This is a genomic window from Paenibacillus sp. CF095 (genome assembly GCF_900101225.1).
Taxonomy (GTDB): Bacteria; Bacillota; Bacilli; order Paenibacillales; family Paenibacillaceae; genus Paenibacillus.
Map to the genome: position 1 here is coordinate 1 of NZ_FMZN01000003.1, position 24,645 is coordinate 24,645.

Genomic DNA, 24,645 nt, shown 5'->3' on the forward strand with positions numbered 1-24,645 from the left:
CTGCTCCGGATCTTGTTCCACCTCAGGCTCGGATACCTGCTCTGCTTCTTGTTCCACCTCAGGTTCGGATAGCTGCTCTGCTTCTTGTTCTACCTGAGGCTCAGATAGCTGCTCCGGATCTTGTTCCACCTCAGGTTCGGATAGCTGCTCCGGATCTTGTTCCACCTCAGGTTCGGATAGCTGCTCTGATTCTTGTTCTACCTCAAGCTCGGATACCTGCTCTGGTTCGGGTTCGACCTCAAGTTCGGATAACTGCTCTGCTTCTTGTTCTACCTCAGGTTCAGAAACCTGCTCTGCTTCTTGTTCTACCTCAGGTTCAGAAACCTGCTCTGATTCTTGTTCCACCTCAGGCTCGGATAGCTGCTCTGCTCCTTGTTCTACCTCAGGTTCAGATAGCTGCTCTGTTTCTTGTTCTACCTCAGGTTCAGAAACCTGCTCTGATTCTTGTTCCACCTCAGGCTCGGATACCTGCTCCGGATCTTGTTCCACCTCAGGCTCGGATACCTGCTCTGCTTCTTGTTCCACCTCAGGTTCGGATAGCTGCTCTGCTTCTTGTTCTACCTGAGGCTCAGATAGCTGCTCCGGATCTTGTTCCACCTCAGGTTCGGATAGCTGCTCCGGATCTTGTTCCACCTCAGGTTCGGATAGCTGCTCTGATTCTTGTTCTACCTCAAGCTCGGATACCTGCTCTGGTTCGGGTTCGACCTCAAGTTCGGATAACTGCTCTGCTTCTTGTTCTACCTGAGGCTCAGATAGCTGCTCCGGATCTTGTTCCACCTCAGGTTCGGATAGCTGCTCTGATTCTTGTTCTACCTCAAGCTCGGATACCTGCTCTGCTCCTTGTTCTACCTCAGGTTCAGATACCTGCTCTGATTCCTGTTCTACCTCAGGCTCAGACAGCTGCTCTGATTCTTGTTCCACCTCAAGTTTAGATAATTGTTCCTGCTGCTGAACATCTTCTTGTTCCGCTCCAGGTTCTTCATGTTGCTGAGCATCTTCTTGCTCAGCTTCTAGTTCCTGCAGTTGTAATTCTTCCTGCTGAACTTCAGGCACCTGTTGTTCGGCCACATTAATCTCTTCTTGCTTTTGAAGTTCAGCTGCCATATTTTCTAAATCTTCAAATCCGCTCCCAAATAGACTCTCTGAAACTACAGATTCATCTAAAGAGTCTTCTTTTAATTCAGTCTCCGAGATAGAATTTTGTCCGACCTGGTCTGTTTCAATGTTCCTAGAGCTTTCTATTTCCTGTTGTTGTGCTGCTAAATGTTCTAAATCCTTATTTTCATTCTCTTCATCTTTTGCCGCATTTAAGGTTTCCTGATAATTTTCTAACCCTTGCTCCTTGTCAATTTGTTCAGAATGCAACTTATTATAAAGACTCTCAAGATTTTCTCTCTCTTGAATTTTATCTCGCAACTTATTTAATTCAACCTGCTTTTCTTCGGGAGTTTTATTATCCCAACTTTTCTGGTACTTCTCCAATTGGCTCTGTTTTAATTTTGTAGCGTGTGATGAGTATTCAATGCCAGATCTTATTTGACCTAATGTATCTTTAACACTTTGTTTCAAGGTTGTACCTGTTGAAGCATCGAAAACCTTTGTATAATGGTTTAATCCGGATAACCCTAATTCTGTTCCTACATCTAATCCTATATGGATTTTACTTATCAGGTCTTCTAAACTGTATCTCGGCATTTTACTTGGATCAGAAAGAGCTTCCTTCATTCTTTCTGTTGATTTTATATGTGCTTCAGGAGATTTGCCAACAAGTAAGTTCGCCTTTTGATTCCTATATAAGTTGACCGTGCTACTTCTTACTTTTTGTGTCGCTTCGCTTGTCTTTTTGGATGCACCTGCTATTATGTCCTTTATATTCATTGATTTTTACGCTTCGGGTAAACGGTCAATGGCCATAAATCCATTACTGACCAGAAATATAATAGCTTCGGATAACATGACTAGAATATCAACTTTAGGCATATCCATGACTTGGACAAGATTATCAACAAGCGATTCTAATGAGAAAAGAGGATTTGCCAAACGCCAAACAGTAGCCGTGATTAATGGTAGTGATACGGGAGGAGAGCCAAGGAACTCTGTCAATTCAAACTCTCCATCATTTTTTAATTCTATGTACCCTTTAGTAATAGCAATATGTTTTGTTCTAAACGAAGTTGAAAGTATGTCCCTCGATTCAAAGACAAGTCCTTGCTCCTTAAGAGCATCGATGTGACCTTGAATAACGTGTAATTCCAGGTCCAGTAATACTGTGAATTTTTCAACGCTGTAAGATGCCATTTGTGCAACTTGCCACACTTTATAACGATGCTCTTCGAGCAGCAATCGTTGTTTCTCAAATTGCACCCCATAATGAACAAGGCCATCTTTATGCAGAAACTTTCCTAGCTCTTGACCAGCACCAATCATAATTGAGCTCATGCTTGCACCTCCAGTTGGTCTGCATTAACATACTCTAGTCCCCATAGGGTAAGCTTGTATAATTTAAGACCATGTATATTAAACAGTGAGATCGCAGTTTCAAAATTAATTCCGCGTTGATCCATTAGGGTATCAATCACTTCAAGCAACATAACCTTCCCAGCAGCTGCATTCCACACATCGTATTGATCTTTGGTGAATACAAAGGTCTTATTTGCATTAGAATCCCCAATGAGATATTCCTCATTGATCAGACCATGTGCATATCCGTATCGTGTTACTTGTAGGTTTATCAAATTCTTATCTTGCATGTCGGAAAAAGACCATGGCATAATGAGATTTCTCTCGATGAGTCTACGAACAATTTTTGAAAAATCAAAATTCGGAATGTTTTTAACCTTTTGTAGAATGGCAGATTCCCAAGCTGCTAGTGTTTCATAGCGATGGATTTGCTCCCAAACGGTGTATTCAAATTGACTTAGTTCAAACTCCTGAAAACCATTTGCTACCACAAACATTTTGGATTTATTGTCTGCCGGAAACTCTCCGAGACCTCTGCCCACACGCAAATAACTCAGGTCTTTATTAATCAAAATAAAATCACTCCTACTCTATTAACGTTAACATCCTTAAGATTTAGGTTTGGCTGGGTAGAAACGGAAAGGCTCTCCATTAAATGGTGATATAATACATTGTCCAATCTTCAAATCTGTAAGATCCCAGTCTTCTATAACATTTCCATCTACGAGATGTTCTTGTATACCTTTGTTTGCATTAGATGAGGAATAAGCAATCATCCGTTGGTTTTTCCCGTGACGATTTGTGATATAGGAGCGGCTTGGTTCATCGAAGAGTCGGAATGCAAAGACCGTACCAAATCCACTCAAAATACTATCTGCCAGTGACTCTGAATATACATGTTTCACTTGTCCGATGTTTTGAATACCTGCGATGATTCGAACACCCAGGGAACGTCCGAAATTCAGTGCGTTATCCATATAGTTTAGCTTTGGAATAAGTGGAAATTCATCAAGAATGAAGTATACATTTCCACGACACTGTTCCTCTTTAGTACCGAGTATATTTTTCATAGCAATATCTAAGATCATCGTATAGATCGGTTTTAATACATTTGAACTTGCAATATCATACTCAAGGAAGATGGCTCTACCATCACGTTCTTGTATGGATTTAGTGAGAGAAAAGTCTCCTGCTTCTCTAAAAGCACCATTAAACACACCAAAAAGGTTCTGATACAAATGCATCAAGAAAGATTGGTTGGTGTTTGGATTATTCTCTTTACTTATGTAACTACGAACCCATGATAAATCTTGATGATTTAACAGCAAATTTCGAATAGAAACATCGCTTGCCTTCTTTACCCATTGAATCAGGGTTTCATGATCCTCGGTTCCCCCTTCTTTTTCCATTCCCCTTACTTTTGCGCTTAAAATAGCAGCTAATAAATCACGAGCTCCGGTCGCAAAGATGGGTGCTGACGATCGTTCAATATCGTCTTTAAATAAAGAAGAAGCGATCTCCCAGATGACTTCATCTCGTTTCTCTAATGGTGTTGCGATAATATCTTGGAAGATATTCCATCGTACCCTACCTTCTACATTATCACTTTCGTTAGTGAGAACATAATCTCCTGTTCGATAGAACTTTTTCAAATAATCCCCTTTGGCATCAAAGAAGATAAACACATCGTCACTTGTTGCCCCGCTACGTAGTGCACGAACAACATGATCCATGGAAACTGTCTTTCCGCTTCCAATCGAACCTACAAAGAGAAGATGACGTTGAAGAAGTAAAGGATGAAGCATAACTCCTGTTCGGTCTACTCCTGGTATTCCATAATTGGCCTGAGGCTCATCTAACCATTTTACTTCATTAGGTGCTAGTGTATGAAGTTGCTGACCATTAACAATATTATTTTTCAGAAGACTCAAGGTTTTCCTCCTCAGAAAAAAAGAGTCCATTAGAAAACATTGGCTCTTTTTTCCTCAATCTATGTATTTGTTAACTCGTTTTTGCACCACATTCTGGACAAAAAACAGCGTTTATTCCATAAGCAGTGCCACATTTACACTGGTTTGTTAGTGAATCTGAAGGATTCTTATCTTCCGTTTTATTCATTTGTTGTTGTAGATTACGAGATGCTGTAACAGTCGTTTCTTTAACTTTGTTTGCAGTTTGTATCACTGTATTGATAGAAGACGACAGTTGCTCACTTACTGGCATGGTCAGTATGCTTCCTTCTGTCATGGGTATATCTTTCCATTTTTCAATCGCCATATCTCCCATTACTTGTACATCCTGAATCAGAGCTCCTAATTCACGCAGCATTTGTTCTGTATGACGGCCTGGTGCAGCAGCGGTGATTGTCATGAGTGCCTGGTTATTTGTTACGCGTGAGAATAACGTGCTTGCTTCAACTGCTACGCTGAGTGCGGAAGAAGATTGTGCTCCAAAAATATTGATGTGCATCAACACACCTTTAGATTTCAAGCCAAAGTACACCATTATGGAACCAATAATGAGTAAAATCCACGAGATTAATGTAGAATTATTCATTGTCATAATCAAGCCAAGAAGTCCAATAATAGCTCCAAAGATAAGCATTTTGAAACTACGATGACGAACTAGGCCTGCCATGACACCGGTAATTGTATCGATTTTAGCATCTCGGATGATGAGTCCAGTACCCGCAACAGATTCTGAGTTACCAGTAAAGATAACTCTCCGATTCGTTACAATTACATACCCTTCTCCTTTAGGAACATATAAAGCAGAGGCTTCATATTCCCGGATGACAATCTCGTTCTCAGCCAACGTAATACCGCGAACCATATTCATTTCTATTCCTCCATTATTAGGTCTACTAACTAGTATTCTTCTTTTTTGTTTTCACTCTAAAGTGGCTCTCGTAATATGCCGCACTCGTTACATGTGTAGATATATGTAATTGGTATTGAAGTGTGATGCTCCATATAGCATATCGGACTTACTGTTATTAACAGTGTTATTTCAACCGTAAATGGTAACTTGATTCTATCTTTGGCCTATCGTTACATTATCAAATTAAAACAATCCTTCTGTATCAACATAAAACGAAAATGATGTTGGTATGCTATGTGATTCAAAGAAAAAATATATGTTTTTAGTCCCTTTTGAAACACTTGATATTTGCATATTGCCCGTCACTTCACTTTTACTATCTACTGGATCATCTAAGAATTTTTTAGAAGCTAGACTCCAGTTATCATTGATTGGTGTGAAAAAACTTGATGCACTAGTCGTGTACATCTTTCTACCTTTAACATTATCATCTGCTCTAACTTGCGAGAGATCAACATCAACTCTCTTATTACTATTATTTTTCACTGTAATATTTAATTGTACTTTACCATCAATTTTACTTAGAGAATTCAAAGTGATAGTTACGCCCTCACGTGTAACAGTAAGCGGCAGCTTTTCAAACTTATTGATTTGAATAACACTTCCAGAAGAAACAGAAAACCCAACCTCTTGACCTAATTCCTTTAATGGCATGTATACGCGATTATTAATCGTAACTGCTTGACCTTCGAATACCGCCTCTGAACCATTAACTAGTATTTTGCTATTTTTCACAGGTACAGCTTTTAAATAATTATCCGCTGCATAAGAAACTCCTGAGAAAAATATCGCACCACACAGGAACGCAGATATTATTTTTACTTTTTGTTTCATTATCCAATCCCCCAACCTAACATTTTCCATTATTATATCAGCACAATAAAAATAGGTCTATATATTTATAAAATAACAAATATAACTAGTCTTAAAGAACCATATAATTAATTGGTTTAATATAATGTTTCTCTATTTTATGTGAACTTGTAACAGTCATTTGTAAATTTGCATTAGGTTATGGTTATTAATTACTTTCATTGATATAACTTTACCCAACGAATAACACCTTAGGTATAAGTAAATTTACTTATGACGGATTGTAAAGCTAAGGGTAATAGCTCCTCTAAAAAGGATTCGTGAGAGATTCTCCGACCCAAACATTTTCGTGGTCTGTGATTGATAAAGCGCAGTGTAGTCTCCAAGGCTTTATCCGTCACTTGTGCGCAATCTGTCCCATAGGGGAAAACTCTCGCAAGAGGCCATTAGCATTCTCATTCGAGCCGCGTTGCCAGGGGAAATGCGGATCTGCGAAATACACCTGTAGCCCATGAGCGGCTTCCGGGCTGGCGTAACAGGCAACTCCTTGCCACGATCTGCAGGAGCGGTTTGAAATGCACCGTCAGTGTACTGAGAAACTGCTACCAAAAGCAATCTCTATGGACAGTCCTATATGGTCAGACATGGGATTGGCGGCGTATAGGTGGGTCCTACGTTCGATGAACGTAGCTAATAAACTGCCCTTGCTTTTCGGCTCCTAATGCCAAAGATTTCGAGGGATCGAACTTCTTTCGGTCGCTGAGAGATGGTCATACCCCAAGCGAACTTGACGCGTGTCTCGGCAGGCTTTTGCCGTTTACCTTTATGACTAGCACAGTAAGGTATGCCTTTCACCAATCGGTCTGAATACTGCCTGCGAACGATCATTTTAAGCAGACTAAAGACTGTCTCATATTGGTGGAGGATTTTCAACTAACTGCGTATCATTATGCTATATGTGAGCAGTCATGGTGGTTTCACCTTGTGTGAATGTGGAGTAGGAACCTTCATTCTACACTTATTTCATAAACTAAGTTCATTACTGAATTCCAAATAAAGTATTGAAACTTCATAGAATTTAAAAAGCCGTTGATTGTTGTTATCAACGGCACTCCAACTATTATTTAGTTACCTTGTATTTAATCAGATTATATCGGTGGTCGCTAATCACGGTGCGATAGACCACATTTTCGGACGAGTCATATGCAAAGTTACTCTTATGCACATCATCTAAAATAAAATATTTACTAAGTATAATGTCTCCATTATCTTTCATTAAGGTATACCTCTCTCCCCATTTGTCATCAATGGTCCCAAAGCTAGTATACTCAATATAGCTATCGTTTCGATAGGAGCTCATTAAACCATTAAAATTAAGCTCTCCTTCATACGTACGAGAAAACAGCTTTTTGAAGTTATGATCATATAAAGTGATACTGTGTTCAGATTTGTTATCAATTAATAGTTTACTTCCGGTTGAATGCATAGAAATATTCATGTTTCTATCAAGCACGGTGTCCCATTTGAGTTTACCATTAACTCCATAAGCCATTAATTTCTGTCCACCATATGAATTGGATCTTACATATTCTACAATTAGTGTACCGTCACTTAATTGATGATAACCCGCAACGTAAAAACCACCAAACTTTTTAGAGTTAATCGTAAATAACGGCTTTTTCAAAGAGGTTACATCTTTAAAAACCTCGATTTTATTCTCACCTACAAAATGGAGTACATAACCAGAAGTCAGTACTTCAGTTTTATAACCTAACACAGTCTCGCTTGTCGTTATTCCTTTGGAATTTAGTGTGATAAAACGGGATTGATTTTTAAGACTATCCGTTTGTTGTAGAACAATACCGTTTTTATACGGATAGATATTTGAGAAACTTAAATCCTTCTTCTCATATATACGTTTTCCTTTCGCATCCAAACTAAGAATATTAAACGTTTTCCCATGATTCGTAGAATATTGATAGAATATACTTCCGCTCTCGTTATAGAACCAAGCGTGATTCAAAGGGTAAAAATTCTTCACTTTATTTTTAATGTCGTACGCCCAGGCAATTTTCCCTGTCTTATTATTTATCGTGTATAGGCCAAAGTTATTACCAGACAAAGTGCCCGGGTTTAGCATGACAAGCTGAGCAGCACGGTTAATATTGTCTTGAGGATTGTAACCTAGATCAAAGCTCAGATAATTAAATTCTTTAGGAAGAGTATGTACCCATTCCTGCTGTAGCCCTCCGTGCTCCTCTAAGCTTAATTCGGTGAATTCTGCGTACATCTGATTTGTGCTGGCTAAATACAAAGCAAAAACCACGAAAATTGCTATTAACCTTTTAGATATCTTTCCTTTCAATACTGGCACAGCCCTTCTCTTATTTATGTTTGCTTCTATGTACACGACGAAATATTAATATGATTAACAGTAAAGTTCCTGAATCGATTTTGTTTCTCTTAAAGTATCTACCTATGCAATTTAAATTGGATGCAAACGATCCCTCATTTATAGATGTCTTTTGCTCTAGGTTTAGTTGGATTTTCTCCCATCTTGATTAATCTATATACCGTAGACAAATCACTGTGACCAAGGATGTAAGTGCAACAAGCGTTAATTTGTGTTTTGCAAGCGTGTTAAAGTAAATTTTGCGCAAAGGAGTATGAAGACAAACAAGCAAATAACATCCGTACACTGTATCTAGTCAGACAGCTGGTGTTATACATCAATATCAAATGTCATTTCCATCTTCATCAATCTGTTTGCTTCCTCCACCAAACCCCCATCCATTTGACTCAATAAATGCTATAAATTTATCAAGAAATTCATCATTATCAACATCGCCCTGATTAGCAAAAACTGTACCGTTAACTTCTATTCCTTTTTTCATACTCTATCCTCCTTCCCAAAGGCTATATTGTCACAACTTTTAAAGTAATACGAACTCGTTCAAAGTTAAGATATTTAAAGGTTCTATCAGTTTTACTCCCTAAAGATAATTTTCAGTAGGTCGTTTCGAATGATCCTGATATCGACAAGGTTGTAAGACTGTGAGCGCATCACAAGTTAAAGATGAGGTTACGGAAACCTCCTTTTAATTTGAAGTAAACGTATGTAAGGTGACCTGCGATCAATAACTATGTTATTTTAAATGTCGATCATAGGCACCTGCAAAAGTAATTCCTACAATTTTAACTAAATCGTAATGCTTGAACTCCTCCTTTGAATCAATCAATCCATTAACCACATTTGTTGCTCTTTGTATGAGATCTTCCTCACTGAGGTTCTCATTAGAACCAATACGAATATTTTTATTAATATAATCATCTTTCTCATCTTTACAAGTGTAGAGGTTCACCACGACATTATATGCAAATCTCTGATTATTACTAAACTTTTTCACGTCATCTGTCATTGGATAATACTTCATTTTTTCCTCCTTGGAATACATTGTAATGTAGGCTTATTTTTTAATATTTTTATAATATAGTTTTTCTAATTCAAGTCTTTTCTTCTAGTTAATCTGTATCATATCCGTATACAATAGCCTCAGATTATTGGGCAACTCAAAATCATGATGGAAATGACCAAAGTACCAATGCTTATAATTGGCTTTTTGCTCTATTCCCTGAAAGTATGGATGCATCTCGTCCAAATCCATGTGAAGGTCACAACAGCTTGCAATGTACTCTAAGGCAGTTGTTGAGCATGTGTGTGTTATAATGTAGTCTACTTTCCAGTCAACTTTATCTAAGTTTCTTAATCCTTCTTCGTATTCCGCTTGCGAAGGCATTTCACGGCTCCACCACGATTTACCCTCTTTTCGATACTCTTTATCATGAGAAGTGGCTCCCCCAAACGTAAAAATCGTTTGACCTTCAATATTAAAAACTTGTCCTCGCATCAAATGGATCACGCTTTTGTTTATCCTATGTACTTCACCCCCATTCCAGCTTTCAACAGGGTACTGCTCTAGCAAATCAAAATTTTCATGATTTCCGTCTATAAAAAGAGTGGTGAACGACTTGGTTTTGTCTAGCCACTTAAGCCAGTACCGATCCTCATTACTATCATCCCATAACAATCCAAAGTCTCCAGCAATGATGACATAGTCATCTTTTGTAATGTGTTTCTGTTGTGGGAAGTTCCGGCTATTTAGTCGCTTATTGATGCTAATGGTTCCATGGATATCTCCCGTTATATAGATCATACACTCACTCCGATTAATTCAGGTTATTGAGTAGTTCCACCGTCTCATTACATTATAAAGTTAAAATCCCAGAACGTCATTATTTTACAGATTAAAAGGAAATAACTTTGTGTTTACTCCAGGCATCATAAATAAAATACAAATGCCTATACCAATACATCTCAACTTGTGTACCCAATATATTTCTTTTGAGACCATGACCTGGCAATAATTCGCCCCAAGATAAATGATTGATTCCAACTTTCCTGAGGGTGAGGTTGAAATAGTAACTTTAATTCTTTAAATGCAAAAAAAGCCACTATACTAACGACTTATATGATAATTATTTTTTGTACTTCTAAAAACTCTTTCAGACAACAGGACAAGAAATAAACTTGATGTCTTAAAAGAAAAAAGCCGCAAATAGCGACTTTTAAGGGTTAATATGATAACCCGCCCACAATCTCAGCAAACCATATGTTTTACTGAAATTGTGGGTGAGGTCCTTTTTAATATCGCTATCCATGCCCCTTCTTAAATTAACGCGATTTGAGTGAGGTCAAGTACTACGTCTGTTAGTCGCAAAAGTGTAACCGGTTTACCAACTTCTCCTCCACTCGTGTTTTGCTGACTGTCATTAATCAAAACTGTAAAATCAAAATGAAGCTTTCCTCCTTTTCGTTCAGGATTGCGGACTACAAAAAATTCCTCAACGTGTTTGGATATCTGATCTAAAATATCCGAAGTCACAGGAAAGTTTTTTCTTGGCATAAGGAACATGGGCAGAGATATGGAGAAAATACGATTTTCCAGCTCGTAAGAATAGAAGCATTCTAGTTGTAAATGAAGCTGATTAGAATCCTTTTCACCCTTAAATAAAGAAGTAATGAAGCGTTCGAGCAGCGTTGTTAATGACACTGGTGCTCCACCAATTTCAGTCATAGGAATTGGATAGTCCCTTCTAAGCGAAGGAAGATACGCCCTTTCAAAACGGTGCTCTTCTGTTCGATAAACAAAGGGCAGGGCGAGGGGCTTGTCCTTGATTAATTCCTCGTTTCTAGAAATTAGCACATGTGCACGAGCACTCGATTCGGTAATAATATTTAATCCTTTTAGTGTCACCAACCTCTTTGAGATTTGTAGACCTTGATCAGATTGAAGCCATGAATCATTCGCAATGCGATTACGGAACCTGAAAATAAAACGGTGGCTTGTTCCACTCGTTAGCGGGATTTTGGAAACAGACTCTGTGTCATAGCCATCAATACTGACGATAGGTACAAAACTAGATGGATTGGGAGAAGTTTCAGTTAAAGCTATTTCTAATAACCCTTTGTTATCGTATTCCTCCAAATAGAAGCGATATTCGTGATTTCCTAAAGTGTCCAGTTTGGGTTCATTCTCATCAATTGCAGATGGAAGACTTGCTTTATAGTCCTGCCATCTTACCCAATTTTCTTTAACGTATCCAACAATACTACACAGTTTTTCTGCCATATCTTTAACCATTACTTGTTGATCACCAACTAAAGAAGAGAGCTCTTCTACTTGCTTCAACTGCTTTTTAATGCTGTTGTAATAATCTTGATATTCCAGTAACGCCCCACATAAATGGACTCCTTCCTCATCCGCTTGTGTCTCAAAGGATGGCATCTCTTTAAAAATCACTCTCACATGCACTCGATCTTGAGGCATATGCCGAGTTCTGCTATAAGTAAGCGTGTAATTCCAAAGCAAATGAGAATTTAGTGGAGAGGTAAAAGACGTTTGGTCCACCAGTGGATCCTCCATACCTTGGGTCTTTAAAGCAGGTATTTCTGGGTAGCTCCTTAATGGTAAAGGGACATCAAAGGCACCCAGCGATCTCGTAAGTGGAGAATCCTTGCCCTGATCCTTGTCAGGCAGAATGAAATAAAGCCAAGAAGAAGCTTCATAACCCTCAATATCTGGTATTGTGTCGATCTGATGCTCGATATGTGTTGGCCAATACTGGGCATTAACTTTTATAAAAGGCGAAGTTGTGATTGCTGCCGGATCTTCTTTAGTTCCTACAAAAGCCATATTTAGGAAGGAACGCACTTGATGGGCAACCCCATATTGCTTAATGTCGACTTTACTTGGCGGCAAAGTAATACCTGCAGGTAGAGTATTTCCATCCACCAAGAACATACCGTAAAGGCGGCTCGTATCTTCATCATTTGACTTTAAATTACCTCGTGAAATGGTCTGAAACTGAGCGATTGCATCGGTTAAATACGTTTTTTGCAAGGAATGGAGCATTTGCTGCCGATATGTCTCTCGTGCAGATGTTAGTGCATCTAAATCCGATTCTGGTGCCCCTTTATATACATCGATCAATTGATTGGAAAGTGCTTTTGCTATTTCTCTCTTAAACATCAACAATTGTTCCGTATATCTCATGTCAGTAGGCTGACTTTCCAACAATTCGAATGCCGGAATAGCTTCGGAGGACAGAATCTGTTCAAACGTGTTTAGGAAGAATTGAGCGTACGCTTCCATATCTTTCGTGCGAATTCGTCCTAAATCTTGTGCTTCAAGAATTTCTGTACCATCAGCATTAAATTTTTTGCGATAAGGAAGCTCGAGGTCCTCGTTAATTAAAGGGCTAGGAGCATAAATTGTTGGCACTATATTAGTTGCATTTTCTCGTTCAATTAATAACTTTAGTCCAGATACATCCGTGGCGTCTGTCTTAGCCATTCGAACAATCCAGATTGGCACCTCTGTGGAGTGCTCCAACCATTTTTTACGATCTAGGCCGATTGCTGTACGGTAAAAGTACTGCTGATTTTGCTCTAATGCTTTCTCCAAATTGGAAGCAAATCGTAGAAAAGAAGTTTCAAGACGCGCAGACTCATGGTCTTTCTCATCAAGTGCCTTATCTCTGATCGGCAAAATGCGAGTACTACTTCTCCAAACAGACTCCATGGAACGAAAGACTGGTGCGACGAATGACTTCTCCCGTGTAATTTCAAAGAGGACATTCAACTCAAAGATATCCAATGGATTTAATTTATCGGGGTCAATAGGAATATCTAAGGTAAACGGTTTTTTTAGTTTATCCATGTCCTTTTCATTATCCAGCGTTTGTTTCCCGTCTGCCCAAGCGTATAGTAATTCTGCTGCAAGTTTCAGAAATCCCACTAAACTAGGGATGTCCTTTATGTCAAACGATTCAAGGGGCATTAAACTCGTTTTGACTGTGCAACTCAATTCAGGCATTCTTTTCACGGTGAACATAAGCTGGTTTGCTGCCCGTAGCAATGTTTTTCCTTGTCCTCTGGCCTGATCTGCTTCTTCTTTCTTTGTTGGTTTATTAGCTAAATAGCTCAAATCACAAATAAACCGAACCTGAAGTACCGGTTTTGTACCTGCAAGTAAGATTTCATATTCATTCGTAATCATGGGCCAACGGTTGGGTCCGAGCATTTCATCTGTAAATCCAATGGATATGGGTAAAATATCCTTTGTTACATCTTTCTCTTTCTTGCCCTGAAATAATTGATTGCCAAAGATGTCCATCCAACAATGGCGTATTTGAAATATGGAACCGACACCACGGTATTTAGAATCAGAATCAAAAGAATTAGCATCCTGGTTCATTAAATATTTATGAAATGGAATGGCTTTATTATATTTCCATTTCACCTCCTTTACAGGAGTCTCCTCTACCGATGAAACTTCGCCATTAGCATCCACTTGTACTGGTTTAGGCGGCAAAGGCAAAGTCGGAACATACTCCCGAAAGTTTTCATTCTTTACAACGTTATAGCCAAGCAATTGAAACAGTTCTTGGAAATCATCTTTTCCGTCCATTGGAGTTGCATCCTCTGGTGGGGCTAGACGTTCTGCCTTTAATTCAACAGTTCCTTCAGGAAGAACTGGAATCCGATACACAGGACCAGACAGAAGTTTGACTTTATTGAGCACTTCACGTAGCAACTTAAATAACGTCGTTTGGTTGGCTAAAACAAGAGACACCATTGGTACATGATACTTAGCAGCTATTTGCCGCAATGTCTCGCCTCGTTTAACTTGAGCCAGCATATGTGGCATACGGATACACATACCTACCTCTGGCTTAACCCAATTCATATCCGGATTTAATCTTGTTATCTCTTTTGCATCTACGTTATAAAAATTAGCCAAGTCAGAGAGCGATATTAATCCAGGTTTGATCATGACAATAGCTTCTTCAACATGTAGTTCTTGCTCACCATTCAAAGGAAGATCTGCATTCGCATCAGCAAATTCTGCTGGATCAACGCCATGTTCTTGTATATACCTTTCTAAATTCTCATTAGGATCATTAACATCGATACTTAAATGTTCTCGTTCCCACTCCGCATAAACCGAGTTCGTAGGACTCGCTGGATCAAGTCCTCCGGTTATCAAGCAATTCAGGTATGATTCTACTTTTTTGTCGGAGAACATGATCATGAGGACAGCCTCTAATTCACCTTTCACATTAAAAACCTCATCCGGTAAACCGCGTTGTTCTTTCTCATCGAAAAAGTACAAACGATATCCTCCTGAACGAGTAATACTTCCCTCCCATAATTTACTGAAGAAAAGATGTGCATCAGGGATCAATCCACTTTCCTGAAGCGCAGAGAATGGTTCTAGGCTAGCAGAAGGGTGAGTTATGGTACTGAGATTCTCCTGCATAATAAACATGTGAGGGTTTTCTCCTACGGTCTGCAGTACATCTTGTGTTTTATTAAAATAAAGTAATCTGACCTGCAATCCTAGACTATTCAAGTTAGTACGTCCTAACTGTAGAAGTCTCTCCAATAGAAGGACATCTGCCTCGTTTACACCAATCAGTGAGTATACCTTATTTTGGAATGCAGGTGCAGTTGTACTAGATCTTTTTAGCCTTAGCCTCAACTGAGTTCCAGCTCTCCATACTGAACTACTTTCTCCTACTTCCTCTTCTGCATGCATAATTTGCTTCTCTTGTAACCCTCCCTCTGATTGTAGAGCAGATTTGACAATGAGCTGCGGTTGAAGAGAAACAGAATTGTTGCCCTTATCATCTGAAATCTTTGGTATTGTCATGGACTCGGACAACTTCCAGATCCGAACAGGGCCTTTGAGCCCCATAGCATTGATCTGTGCATCGGTTAATTCTAAAGCGGTCGAATGATTCGGTAAATATCGATAAGGCACAGTTACCGAGGGAATCTCCAATTGAATAACAGACTCTTCAATAAATTTAAGGTCTGCTTTTTCATCTATTTGAAGAACGTCATTTCTTTGTAGATTGATTTTCATAACACTCACGCAAAATCCACTTCCTCTTCAATGATGATCGTGTTCCATCCACCCGATTCGCTTTTGTTATCCAACGAGATAATCCATCCTTCCGGCGATCCCATATCCTCTAGCTCCACCTGTTGTCCAGTGAGCTCAAATAACCCATAGCTCGATTGATTCTCTAAGTGTTTAAGAACGCGTAAACCCTCACTAGCACTCAGCCTCATTCCATGTAAGAAACTGCGTGATACCATGCCAGATAATTGGAGCAGAGCTTGGTGTTTTCTGATATGTTTAAACATTTCAAAAAACTCTAACTTCTTTAATGGTCCAATTTCTAAAGCGGAGACATTGAAAAGTTTATCAGCTTGTTGTATAGAGGTTTGTCTTGCCAGTTGCATGTATGACAAATTGAATTGTTGAGATAACATTTGTAATGTGTCCTGATCCTTCACACTATATAAGAATGGTGGGATCATAATCTCAATGGATTCCTGTAGCATGATCTGCGGATAGTTAGCCACAATTTCACTCATGGAGGTTAGACCCGCTTTTCTCAAAACATCGTTTGGGCTATCCTCCGATTCAATATTAAGAGGTAATTTCGTAGAATCAGCATTCTCTATAGTCCCTGCCTTAAATAGTCCAACTTTAGACATGTTTTCTTTTATCTCCAACACTTTTAGTACAAAGGTAAGCACATCATTAAAGTTGAAAAGGTTAACGATATTCTCCCATTTTTCATCCGGCGGAAGAGAGTATTTTACTCCTTCTAAACTGAGTTCTAGGCCAACCCGTAAAGGGATAGTCTTATTCTGCTCAAACAAATATTCTATGATATTCGCCAGTTTGTCTTCAGTTGGTCCCGGCCCAGAAGAGATAGCCTTTGTCCCTGTTTCAATAAAAAAAGCTATTTCTGTCATTTTAGTGTTATCCACTACAGGATACTGATAATGATCTAGTGCATCTAATGAAGCCTGGATCATCTGTCGAGCAATGGTTACAAAATAATCATTAAGGACGAAATCAGCAACAGACTGCTCATTCATGTCTATCGGTGCAGAATGAGTCTGATTGTCACGGTGGGCAGAGATCTCTGTTTCTACAGTTGAATCTTTAAAGTGACTGGCTAATTCCCGTAAATATTGTGGAGAAGCTTTAGCTACTTCGTCCATTCGGTATTTCAATTTGTTCTCCTTTACATCACCGATCCTTTCTTCGAAAGAAATCTCCAATCCGGGCAGAATCGGAAAAAACGCTGTTTCAATGCAGGTTTCTTCTGTAGTTGGTTCCGAACCAGGAGGCGTGCATTGATCTTTACTTGGGCGAACGGTTATGGTCCAATGAGACATTAGAAATTTGTGTAGTTGTTCTAAGGGAATGACTAATGTATTGTTATCGGACATCTTTTTCAATCGACGAAGTACATCGCGGTTAACTATGAAGCTTTCTTCTTCAGAAAATGAACTTACGGATATGCCTTTTGTTGAACCCGTCGATGCTGCGAGTAACCATTGTATGGTGCGACAACTTAATTGTTCAAAGTGTGTCATTGGCTTTTCTGTTTCTTCGTTTACCGTGACAGCTGCAACGGACTCCACTGAGAATTGCAAGACGACAGCGTTTGCTAACCCTGATGGCGAGTTTTGATTAGGAGAAAGTGTAAGCACAGGAGTCATGTACAATGTTAGCGGGCTAGGTGCATCTGTAACCAGGTTGTCCCAGAAAAACATGATCGGTTCTATACTCTGTTCCCCTTCTTCCAACACCTCGCGTTGTACTTGAATATCCCAAGGAGCTTTCTTTTTCATCTCAATGGTGAATTGCTCTTTGATACTGGACGAGTAAGAGACATTCATACTGATTCGGAATGGCTTTCGGCCGATTTTAATTTTCATATTTATATCTACTTCTGCAACAAGTGCTATCTCAAGATTGCGGTATGCCTCATACGTGAGCATCGTGGCAACAGTAACGATTACATCCACCGAGGCTTTAACAAGAGATAAGTCTACATCCCCATAGAGCCTTCCTTGTATGCCTGCTATACCTTGCAACCAATAGTAATAATCTTCTTTCCCTCCACTTTCTGCATGCCAATGAGCAAGTACTCCTTCAAGAATGCCTATCACAGTTACACTGAATCCAGCAGTCAACGGACCTTTTCTAATCTCCTTGCCAAGTCCCATTCGCATCCCGAAGCCGAACTCCATAACAGTACTGAAGTGTCCATTTTGTATTTCTGGTAAGCGGGTGGACGTATGTTCAGACAACTTGTTAATGTAAAACCCAGCCGATCCAATGAAGGGGATTCCGGGAGGAACAATCGTCTGGATAGTACAGGATCTAGAGAAGTCCATATTTCTAGGAAACCCAATATCAATTCGAAAATCCCCGTTTGTATAGATTCCAATACCGAAGGATGGGAGTGTAAGGGAGTATGCTCCAAACTCAAGATATCGAAGTATATCCGGAAGCGTAATTTCTGCTTGGTATAAACCGATTTCTTTGGTCACTTTTTGATAAAGGATTTCAAAATCTAATCCTTTAAAGTACTGATTTGAGTTTTTAGCAACTTGAACTTTTAAACCATATAATTTAGGGTCACTGAATACAAAACTCAGATTAATGGATCCTAAAATACTTAATTGGGATGCCACAATCCAGCCAGTTCCTGCATCATATTGGACTGTTTGCATGTCGGAACTTTTCATGAGTTCCACAGCTTGAGTTATTGATTCGATTCGTCCTACTTGTCCCTGGGGAAGCACATGCTGTCCAAGCCCCAAATATTCAAGGTTCAGTACTCCTTGTTTTAAGTTAGGAACAGGGGTAGTGGAAGGGTCCGCTGGATACCATGTCATATCTTTTCCACCGAATAATTGAACTGTAAATTCCAGCCTCTTATTTCCTTCTAATCTCGGATCGAAACGGAAAAACAGCCCTTTTATTTCGGAAAGAAATTTCAGCGTTTTTTGTACAGGAATAGAGAGCGTAACTCCTCTATTTTCGCTATTTAGACTGAACTCTAAATTTAAATTTGGAAGTTTCCAATCATTCATCATATCCCATGGGCTGGACAAGCCAAGTCGGGTACCTTTTACCCAGTAAATCCCTTCCTCCACTAGATCCCCAAGTGTGAAACCTTCATGAAGCGGAAAGATGATTTTTTCCATACCCGGCTGATAATCCACAGATATTCCGTTCCATGTAGCAGTTAATTTTTCTCCATCATGACAAACTCCAATAGCGAATCCATTGAAATCGGCCACACCACACAAGCTTCCCGTAAATTGTTCCTTACTCAAGTCGTAATGCATGTTCAACTCAGCTTGTACAGTTAACTCCCAGAGATTCCATTGAGCTGAGGCTGTTAGATTCCATGAATCATTTGACCAACAAATGTTGGCAGGGCTCATTTGAATTTGATTGACTGGAGATATTTCTTCCCAATCATCTATTGATCCACATAAATCCCATGTCCCATCCTCAAATGTGTATTGGATATCTATTCTCATATTATTATCTACTGTTATGGTACCAGCCAAACTCAGTTGAAGATGTCCCTGTTCACTACCCAGCTTTAATGAAGTGAATTGGACGTTTAAGCCTCCAACGCTGATTTCTGAAGATATGTGTGCACTGCCCTTCATGATAGGGGTTGGATTTCCTAGCTGCACATCTAATTCAAATCCAGATATTATAACCGGTTCCAAAATCGGGCTAGAAATACTTGGCATGATGGTCGCAAACAACTCATTAACGGGACAAGATTTTTGGTCTGACTGTCTAATTTTCCAAAGACCTTGTTCATCTTCATAACGCCACGTCATCTCAAGAGATGCACCTGAGACGGTAGACAACGTAGTGTTGAATTGGAGATTTCGCTCTATTCCTGCATCCCGTCGATGAACGCTTAGATTCAAGTTTCCGTTTGCCACGTTCACTCTGTCCGCAAGGATAAAGCTTCCTGTATTTAACTTAACTGATACACTAAGCACTTGTTTTTGTTGTTCATCAAATTCAAGTGTCACCTCAGCATCTCCTGTGGTAAAAGGAAGCTTATGAGCGAATCTACCTGCACCATATACCGGTTCCAAATTACGCAAAGCAGAAATAGGAAAGGACTGAATTGACTGAAATATTCGTTTGTTTCCTGCTTCAAGACTAGGGACTTGCAGCATCACCCAAGTAGAGCCGACTAATATTTGAAAAGAAATAGATCCTTGTGGCGTTGGATCTCCACTTTGGCTTCCTGTGATATGAATAAGTCCGTTTTTGAATAGAAGCCACGATATCCCACCTATTCTAAACGTCATTTCTTCTACAGTATTTAAGTTGAAAATAATTGAGAGTTGTTCGTTTTGGGTTTCTTCTATTGAAACGGAAAATGTACTATCCACATCTCCAAACGCCTTGATGCTACCCTTTACAGTAAGAATACTTGGGTTTATCTCCACTACTGTATTAAACGCAGTCCATTGTATATACGGTGAATACGGACGTAGCAAGGAGGCGATTTCAGGTACATTAAATAATTCCTTTTCGATATCCACCGTTTCTCCATCAAAAGATTTCCACTGCTCCACCAATTGTGTAAAATGACTCATGTGATCCCCTTTCTTCGATGTTATTGGTATTTCGCAAACCATCCAATGGGTTGGTTTTGCTCTCCACTGCCAAACCATTTAAGAGCCATGCTGCCTGTTGGTGGTAAGCGAAGGCCCAAAAACCGTATATACGCATCACTGAGTGTGAGTTCAAAACGTTTGTGTTCGTGTATATAATTCAAGACAAGATCCTCAAACTGGAGAGATAGTACATTTTGTATTTGAAACTGTGGTTTGCTCCCGCCAAGCTTTAAACCTACGGTTGTCTCATACCGATCTGGTTGATTATCTTTACCTGCTCCCCAGGCAAGCAACAACTCTGCTTCCAACAGTTTATTGTCACTTAATTTACCTGCCGTTCCTGCCTGAAGCCTGAACTTCAGGCCATTCCATAAACGCTCATCAAGCCCAACATCAAAAAAATCTGATGTCGTAGTCACTCGGATGAATCCCAAATCTGAGATAGAGCCTTGTTTGTTAGGCAAGAATCCAATAAGCTCCATGGACAAACTGTCAAACAAACTGCGATCTTCATGGGATTCCACTGGAGCCGTTGGCTTAAAGGAAGCTTGTTCGAGATTTACGTTCCAGGCTTGATCTCGTTTCTGGATAATCAATTGAGAGAACTGAAGCCCATCTTTACCAAAGGTCCACAGATCAAAAGGGCTTCCTCCACGCAATTTAATTTGGTTAAACCCTATATTTCCAGACACACTTAAGCGGGCCTCTTGATCAACTGATTCATATGTGACCTTTTCTACGGTCACATTTTTAAGCACACTTCCTTTTTCCCGCATATAAAAAGTTACTGGACCGGTTGATTCCAATACACAGATTGGATGTTCTCCCTTACCCTTTACGCGTTGCTGATATCCCTCTAGAAGTATGGCATGCGCTCGCCCTGATGATGGCATATCTCTTTCACCAGTACCAAGGACATTTTGTGTAAACCAATTTTTCATCGTCAATTGCCCTTTACACGAAAAATCCTTTATTTTGCTCTCCCTAATAACCAATCGTAAATGAAGCAGTCTAAAATCACATTCTTCATCCAATTGCACTGGAGTTTGAGGAGTACTTGGATTATATTTGTCGTCCTGATATCGAATTAAACCAAAAATGCGGCTTTCTAGAGCAGGTATAAGTCCCTCTGATACCATGGTTTCGAATCCTATATGATGTCCGTAAACTTTGATCTGAGGATCTGGAGTGTTATTATTCGAAACAATCAAATTTTTTAGATTTGATATCTCATCCGGAAAAGCTTTTATAGTTGGACGCAGAATAATCACACCTGTCCAATTCGGATCGTGAACGATTTGATTAAAATGCGAAAGTGTAGAATCCACAGCCTCTTCTGCAGCAGCATCAATAAAATACTCGTTTAACCATTGAGACAATGCTGGAATATCACCCGATTCTGTAACATCGACCCCTTCGTACGTAGATTGAATAAAATGTTGGGGCTGGGTCCATGTTTTTGGTTGCTTGACCAACTCGGATAGCGTTTGTCCAGGACCAACGCGTGATTTCATAATCAGAATGTTTTGGTACCCCACGTCATCCAGCGTGCTATTGTCCACGTTAATATCAAACTTCCAGCCACCAATATCGATAATATTGTTGAATACTGGGCCTTCTCCAGCCTGATCCTTTGGTTTGCCGAGGTGAACATCGGTTGTGGCAACCAGGAACAATTGATTGGTCTGCAACGCTTGCTGTAGATGCTCATCAGGGCGTTCAAAACAAAACTCCGTGTCCTTGGATTTAGTCAACAAGACTTTCTCAAATCGGCTGCCGTTCAACCGTATAAGTAGGCCGTTTGGAGTTGTCGCCTGATATTCCTCCGGAGGAGGATTTTCAGCATCATTTCGAATTAACAATGTCGACAAAAAGTATCGTCTCGCTGGTGAGAGAATATGTTGTTCAAATCGAAGTAGTTCTTCTTTACTGTTTTCGTGTTGTTCAAAATTCATGCCGCCATAGGGAACCAATGGAAATGCATGATCATTATGATTACCTAAAAGTACAGGGGTGGGCTTGTAGTTTAACAAATTCATCTCTTGGTTCTCAGTCGATGAATTCCCATACAATACAGATCCTGTTGGTTGAGAAACGTATTGATTTGAAGTATCGATTTCACCTTCTACAGGTGCTATGCTGAGCCAGGACGTGGTGAAATCCGCTACTAACAGATTCTCCTGTTTAAGAGTGGAGTCATCGTGACTATCTGTTTCAGTTGGATCATAATGAAAAGCGTATGCAGGCATAAAGGGCTTAAAGCGCAAACTTCCCCCCTGTGGAACAATAAGGTACTCTAATCCGGATAATCCACAGACCAGCTCTACTGGAGTATCAGATGAAGAATTGTTCTTTAAGGAAAGCTGAAAGTCACCAGCCGGACTTAAAAAAGGTTCTTTATCTGGTCCACTGTGAAACACAAATCTAGGCTGATGTTCCGCAAACATGGTATCCGAATCGCTGGGCTCTAACCATATGGGTTCGCCGTTCGTAGTAACTAGATAGCTCTTAAGCTGCTGTGTAAACCCTTTTGCATTCATTTTTGACACAGCAAAGAAAGTTTTAATCTTTGGTTCAACAAAACCTCTATCATCTGTAGGTGAAAGTGCCGAAATCGGATCGATACATGCATGCATAAGTACGTCTGTATTTTGGTCATAGGCCACAAGTGGATAATGAACAAATTGATGACCAGTGTCCGAAGAAACATTTGGGGAAACAAATCGGAATCCAACCCCGAGATCTAAGATCAGAGACTCTGCTCTAATGGAAAGATTATCAATTAAGACACAACCTGACCACTCCCCTACCAATGGAATCCTGATTTGCTGAATAGTCGAAGATTGCAAAGATGATTCTCCCGTAAAGGATATTGGCCCAGAGTGAAAAACCAGCTCTGCTTGCTCAGGCTCTTCTGCATAATCCAGTCGTATCTCTACCCCTGCTGAGACAGAAAGATTCCACTCGTACCCGATCGGAACAACAGCGTTCCTTTGAATGTCTCCGGTATGTTGGTTCGCTACAAACCAAGTCACTGTTTCTGTAGAAAGTTTTTCAAGATCACTGATCCATACATAACCTTGATCCATGTTAAGCTGGTTTTTAAGAAAAGTAAGTACTTCAACTGATTTAGCGTCGAGTTGTTCGAAACTATCAGTAACAAAGATCATGTACCCTTGGTGGCTAAAACAAGCTTCGGGGAAGGTTAGTGAAGGAGGTGCTTCTTTTTCCGTTTCTGTCCATTCCATTAAATATCCCACGGATTTACTCTCTGATCCGTAAATAAGGACCCCGCTCTTCTCGCTAACTTTGTTTAATGCTCCCATCACTCGTCACCACCATACATCGTGATCTGAAAGGTTTGTTTCAATTCCTGGATATCATTGGCTAAAGTTATAGAATTGTCTGTCGTTCCAGCAAACAAAAGGCCAACTGCCTGGTTATGCTCGTTCACGATAATGGCGCCTGAATCCCCATTTTGGGAAAAAATCTCATTATGATCTTTGTCTGCTGTGATTCGAATAGAGTTTTTAAACGTAACATCTCCGATACCATGACCATAGGGAATAACGCTCATGTTCTCTAGCCCGCCTTCCACTTTTCCATATGTCAACCCTGTAACCATGCCCACTTTACGAACGCGTGATCCAATTTCTGGTGAAGCGAAACCCGTTATTTTCCCAATTCCAGGAATGTTTGAGGTAACATTTCGATCCTTTATTTCTGCTATTGCAGCGTCTACTACTCGTTCAGTCTTACCAAACTTCCCGTAAAGAGTCCCACTAAGAAGATTGCCAGCCATATTTGTAGGACACCCAGCAGTATCTACGGGCTGTGCGACAGCATCTTTAATTTTCCAATCCGCATCAACACAAAGAACATGGAAATTGCTTAATGCGCAAAGCTCACCTTCCTGCGTTTGAACAATGGCTCCTAACGTACCTCTAATTGAATTCCCATTTACCTTCCGACAAGGCCCAATTTGTATCCCTCCACATAAGGGGTCAAACCGCTGACCCATCTCCGATATTCTTGTCTGTTCCTCTGACATTTCTAAAACACGAAGCTCGAATGTTTCGATTTTCTCTATTACATCAGTAGGAATGCCAGATACAGAACTGGGTATTTCATCTTTAGGCGATACGTTCTCTTTCTTATCCACATACACGCGAATTGCTATTCGATCGGTTAGCTTCCCATCTATATACTTTAATCCGATATCAATATTGTTCACATTTAACTTTTTGCTCCATTCTTTTTCGATCTCTCTTTTGATTTGAACAATCTCATTCAAATTGTATGCCATTAATTAATCTCCTTCGTCCGTGCATAAGCTGAGAACTCTTCCTGTTATACAAACAATAGTGAATGTTTGTATGGTTGGTTTA

General features: G+C 39.8%; 13 protein-coding genes and 2 pseudogenes. All 15 read right to left on the bottom strand.

The annotated features are described in order from the left end of the window. Nucleotides 1–1,104, bottom strand: a pseudogene (locus BLS69_RS22630) (hypothetical protein); the annotation flags it as partial. A 780-nt stretch (nt 1,105–1,884) separates the two neighbouring features. After that, nucleotides 1,885–2,439, bottom strand: a complete 555-nt coding sequence (locus tag BLS69_RS22635; RefSeq protein ID WP_091036588.1) for a hypothetical protein — start codon at nt 2,437–2,439, stop codon at nt 1,885–1,887. Next, a complete protein-coding gene (locus BLS69_RS22640) occupies nt 2,436–3,032 on the bottom strand; it encodes a hypothetical protein (RefSeq protein ID WP_091036590.1) in 597 nt (198 codons plus the stop codon). Before BLS69_RS22640 ends, BLS69_RS22635 begins: the two co-directional genes overlap by 4 nt. Before the next feature lie 36 nt (nt 3,033–3,068). Further along, on the bottom strand, nt 3,069–4,391 hold the full coding sequence (locus BLS69_RS22645) for a type IV secretory system conjugative DNA transfer family protein (protein ID WP_091036593.1): 1,323 nt from the start codon (nt 4,389–4,391) through the stop codon (nt 3,069–3,071). 70 nt (nt 4,392–4,461) lie between these two features. Next, nucleotides 4,462–5,298 carry a zinc ribbon domain-containing protein gene (locus BLS69_RS22650; protein WP_091036596.1) on the bottom strand — a complete coding sequence of 279 codons (837 nt, stop codon included), beginning with the start codon at nt 5,296–5,298 and terminating at the stop codon, nt 4,462–4,464. 225 nt (nt 5,299–5,523) lie between these two features. Continuing rightward, nucleotides 5,524–6,174: a hypothetical protein gene (locus tag BLS69_RS22655; RefSeq protein ID WP_091036599.1), complete on the bottom strand. Its 651-nt coding sequence runs from the start codon at nt 6,172–6,174 to the stop codon at nt 5,524–5,526. A 230-nt stretch (nt 6,175–6,404) separates the two neighbouring features. Then, a pseudogene (locus BLS69_RS32685) lies at nt 6,405–6,664 on the bottom strand (transposase); the annotation flags it as partial. A gap of 609 nt (nt 6,665–7,273) precedes the next feature. Further along, nucleotides 7,274–8,527 carry a hypothetical protein gene (locus BLS69_RS22665; RefSeq protein ID WP_143023608.1) on the bottom strand — a complete coding sequence of 418 codons (1,254 nt, stop codon included), beginning with the start codon at nt 8,525–8,527 and terminating at the stop codon, nt 7,274–7,276. Between the two features lie 361 nt (nt 8,528–8,888). After that, nucleotides 8,889–9,047: a YggL 50S ribosome-binding family protein gene (locus BLS69_RS32230; protein WP_176872951.1), complete on the bottom strand. Its 159-nt coding sequence runs from the start codon at nt 9,045–9,047 to the stop codon at nt 8,889–8,891. Between the two features lie 252 nt (nt 9,048–9,299). Continuing rightward, nucleotides 9,300–9,587 carry a hypothetical protein gene (locus tag BLS69_RS22670; RefSeq protein WP_091036605.1) on the bottom strand — a complete coding sequence of 96 codons (288 nt, stop codon included), beginning with the start codon at nt 9,585–9,587 and terminating at the stop codon, nt 9,300–9,302. 84 nt (nt 9,588–9,671) lie between these two features. Further along, nucleotides 9,672–10,367: a metallophosphoesterase family protein gene (locus BLS69_RS22675; protein WP_091036608.1), complete on the bottom strand. Its 696-nt coding sequence runs from the start codon at nt 10,365–10,367 to the stop codon at nt 9,672–9,674. A 513-nt stretch (nt 10,368–10,880) separates the two neighbouring features. Next, a complete protein-coding gene (locus tag BLS69_RS22680) occupies nt 10,881–15,644 on the bottom strand; it encodes a LysM peptidoglycan-binding domain-containing protein (RefSeq protein ID WP_256332414.1) in 4,764 nt (1,587 codons plus the stop codon). A gap of 5 nt (nt 15,645–15,649) precedes the next feature. Then, nucleotides 15,650–20,236 (bottom strand): hypothetical protein, encoded by a 4,587-nt coding sequence (locus tag BLS69_RS22685; protein WP_143023609.1) that lies wholly within the window; start codon nt 20,234–20,236, stop codon nt 15,650–15,652. A 20-nt stretch (nt 20,237–20,256) separates the two neighbouring features. Further along, nucleotides 20,257–23,583 (bottom strand): hypothetical protein, encoded by a 3,327-nt coding sequence (locus tag BLS69_RS22690; protein ID WP_091036615.1) that lies wholly within the window; start codon nt 23,581–23,583, stop codon nt 20,257–20,259. Further along, entirely contained in the window at nt 23,583–24,563 is a 981-nt protein-coding gene (locus BLS69_RS22695; protein ID WP_091036618.1) for a chymotrypsin family serine protease, read from the bottom strand. The genes BLS69_RS22690 and BLS69_RS22695 overlap by 1 nt, the downstream gene beginning before the upstream one ends. Between the last annotated feature and the right edge of the window lie 82 nt (nt 24,564–24,645).

What these genes read in the sequence shown, in the direction of transcription:
- BLS69_RS22680 (WP_256332414.1), bottom strand. Translation starts at nt 15,644, where the DNA reads ATGAAAATCAATCTACAAAGAAATGACGTTCTTCAAATAGATGAAAAA.
- BLS69_RS22635 (WP_091036588.1), bottom strand. Translation starts at nt 2,439, where the DNA reads ATGAGCTCAATTATGATTGGTGCTGGTCAAGAGCTAGGAAAGTTTCTG.
- BLS69_RS22690 (WP_091036615.1), bottom strand. Translation starts at nt 23,583, where the DNA reads ATGGGAGCATTAAACAAAGTTAGCGAGAAGAGCGGGGTCCTTATTTAC.
- BLS69_RS22695 (WP_091036618.1), bottom strand. Translation starts at nt 24,563, where the DNA reads ATGGCATACAATTTGAATGAGATTGTTCAAATCAAAAGAGAGATCGAA.
- BLS69_RS22655 (WP_091036599.1), bottom strand. Translation starts at nt 6,174, where the DNA reads ATGAAACAAAAAGTAAAAATAATATCTGCGTTCCTGTGTGGTGCGATA.
- BLS69_RS22675 (WP_091036608.1), bottom strand. Translation starts at nt 10,367, where the DNA reads ATGATCTATATAACGGGAGATATCCATGGAACCATTAGCATCAATAAG.
- BLS69_RS32230 (WP_176872951.1), bottom strand. Translation starts at nt 9,047, where the DNA reads ATGAAAAAAGGAATAGAAGTTAACGGTACAGTTTTTGCTAATCAGGGC.
- BLS69_RS22650 (WP_091036596.1), bottom strand. Translation starts at nt 5,298, where the DNA reads ATGAATATGGTTCGCGGTATTACGTTGGCTGAGAACGAGATTGTCATC.
- BLS69_RS22685 (WP_143023609.1), bottom strand. Translation starts at nt 20,236, where the DNA reads ATGAGTCATTTTACACAATTGGTGGAGCAGTGGAAATCTTTTGATGGA.
- BLS69_RS22670 (WP_091036605.1), bottom strand. Translation starts at nt 9,587, where the DNA reads ATGAAGTATTATCCAATGACAGATGACGTGAAAAAGTTTAGTAATAAT.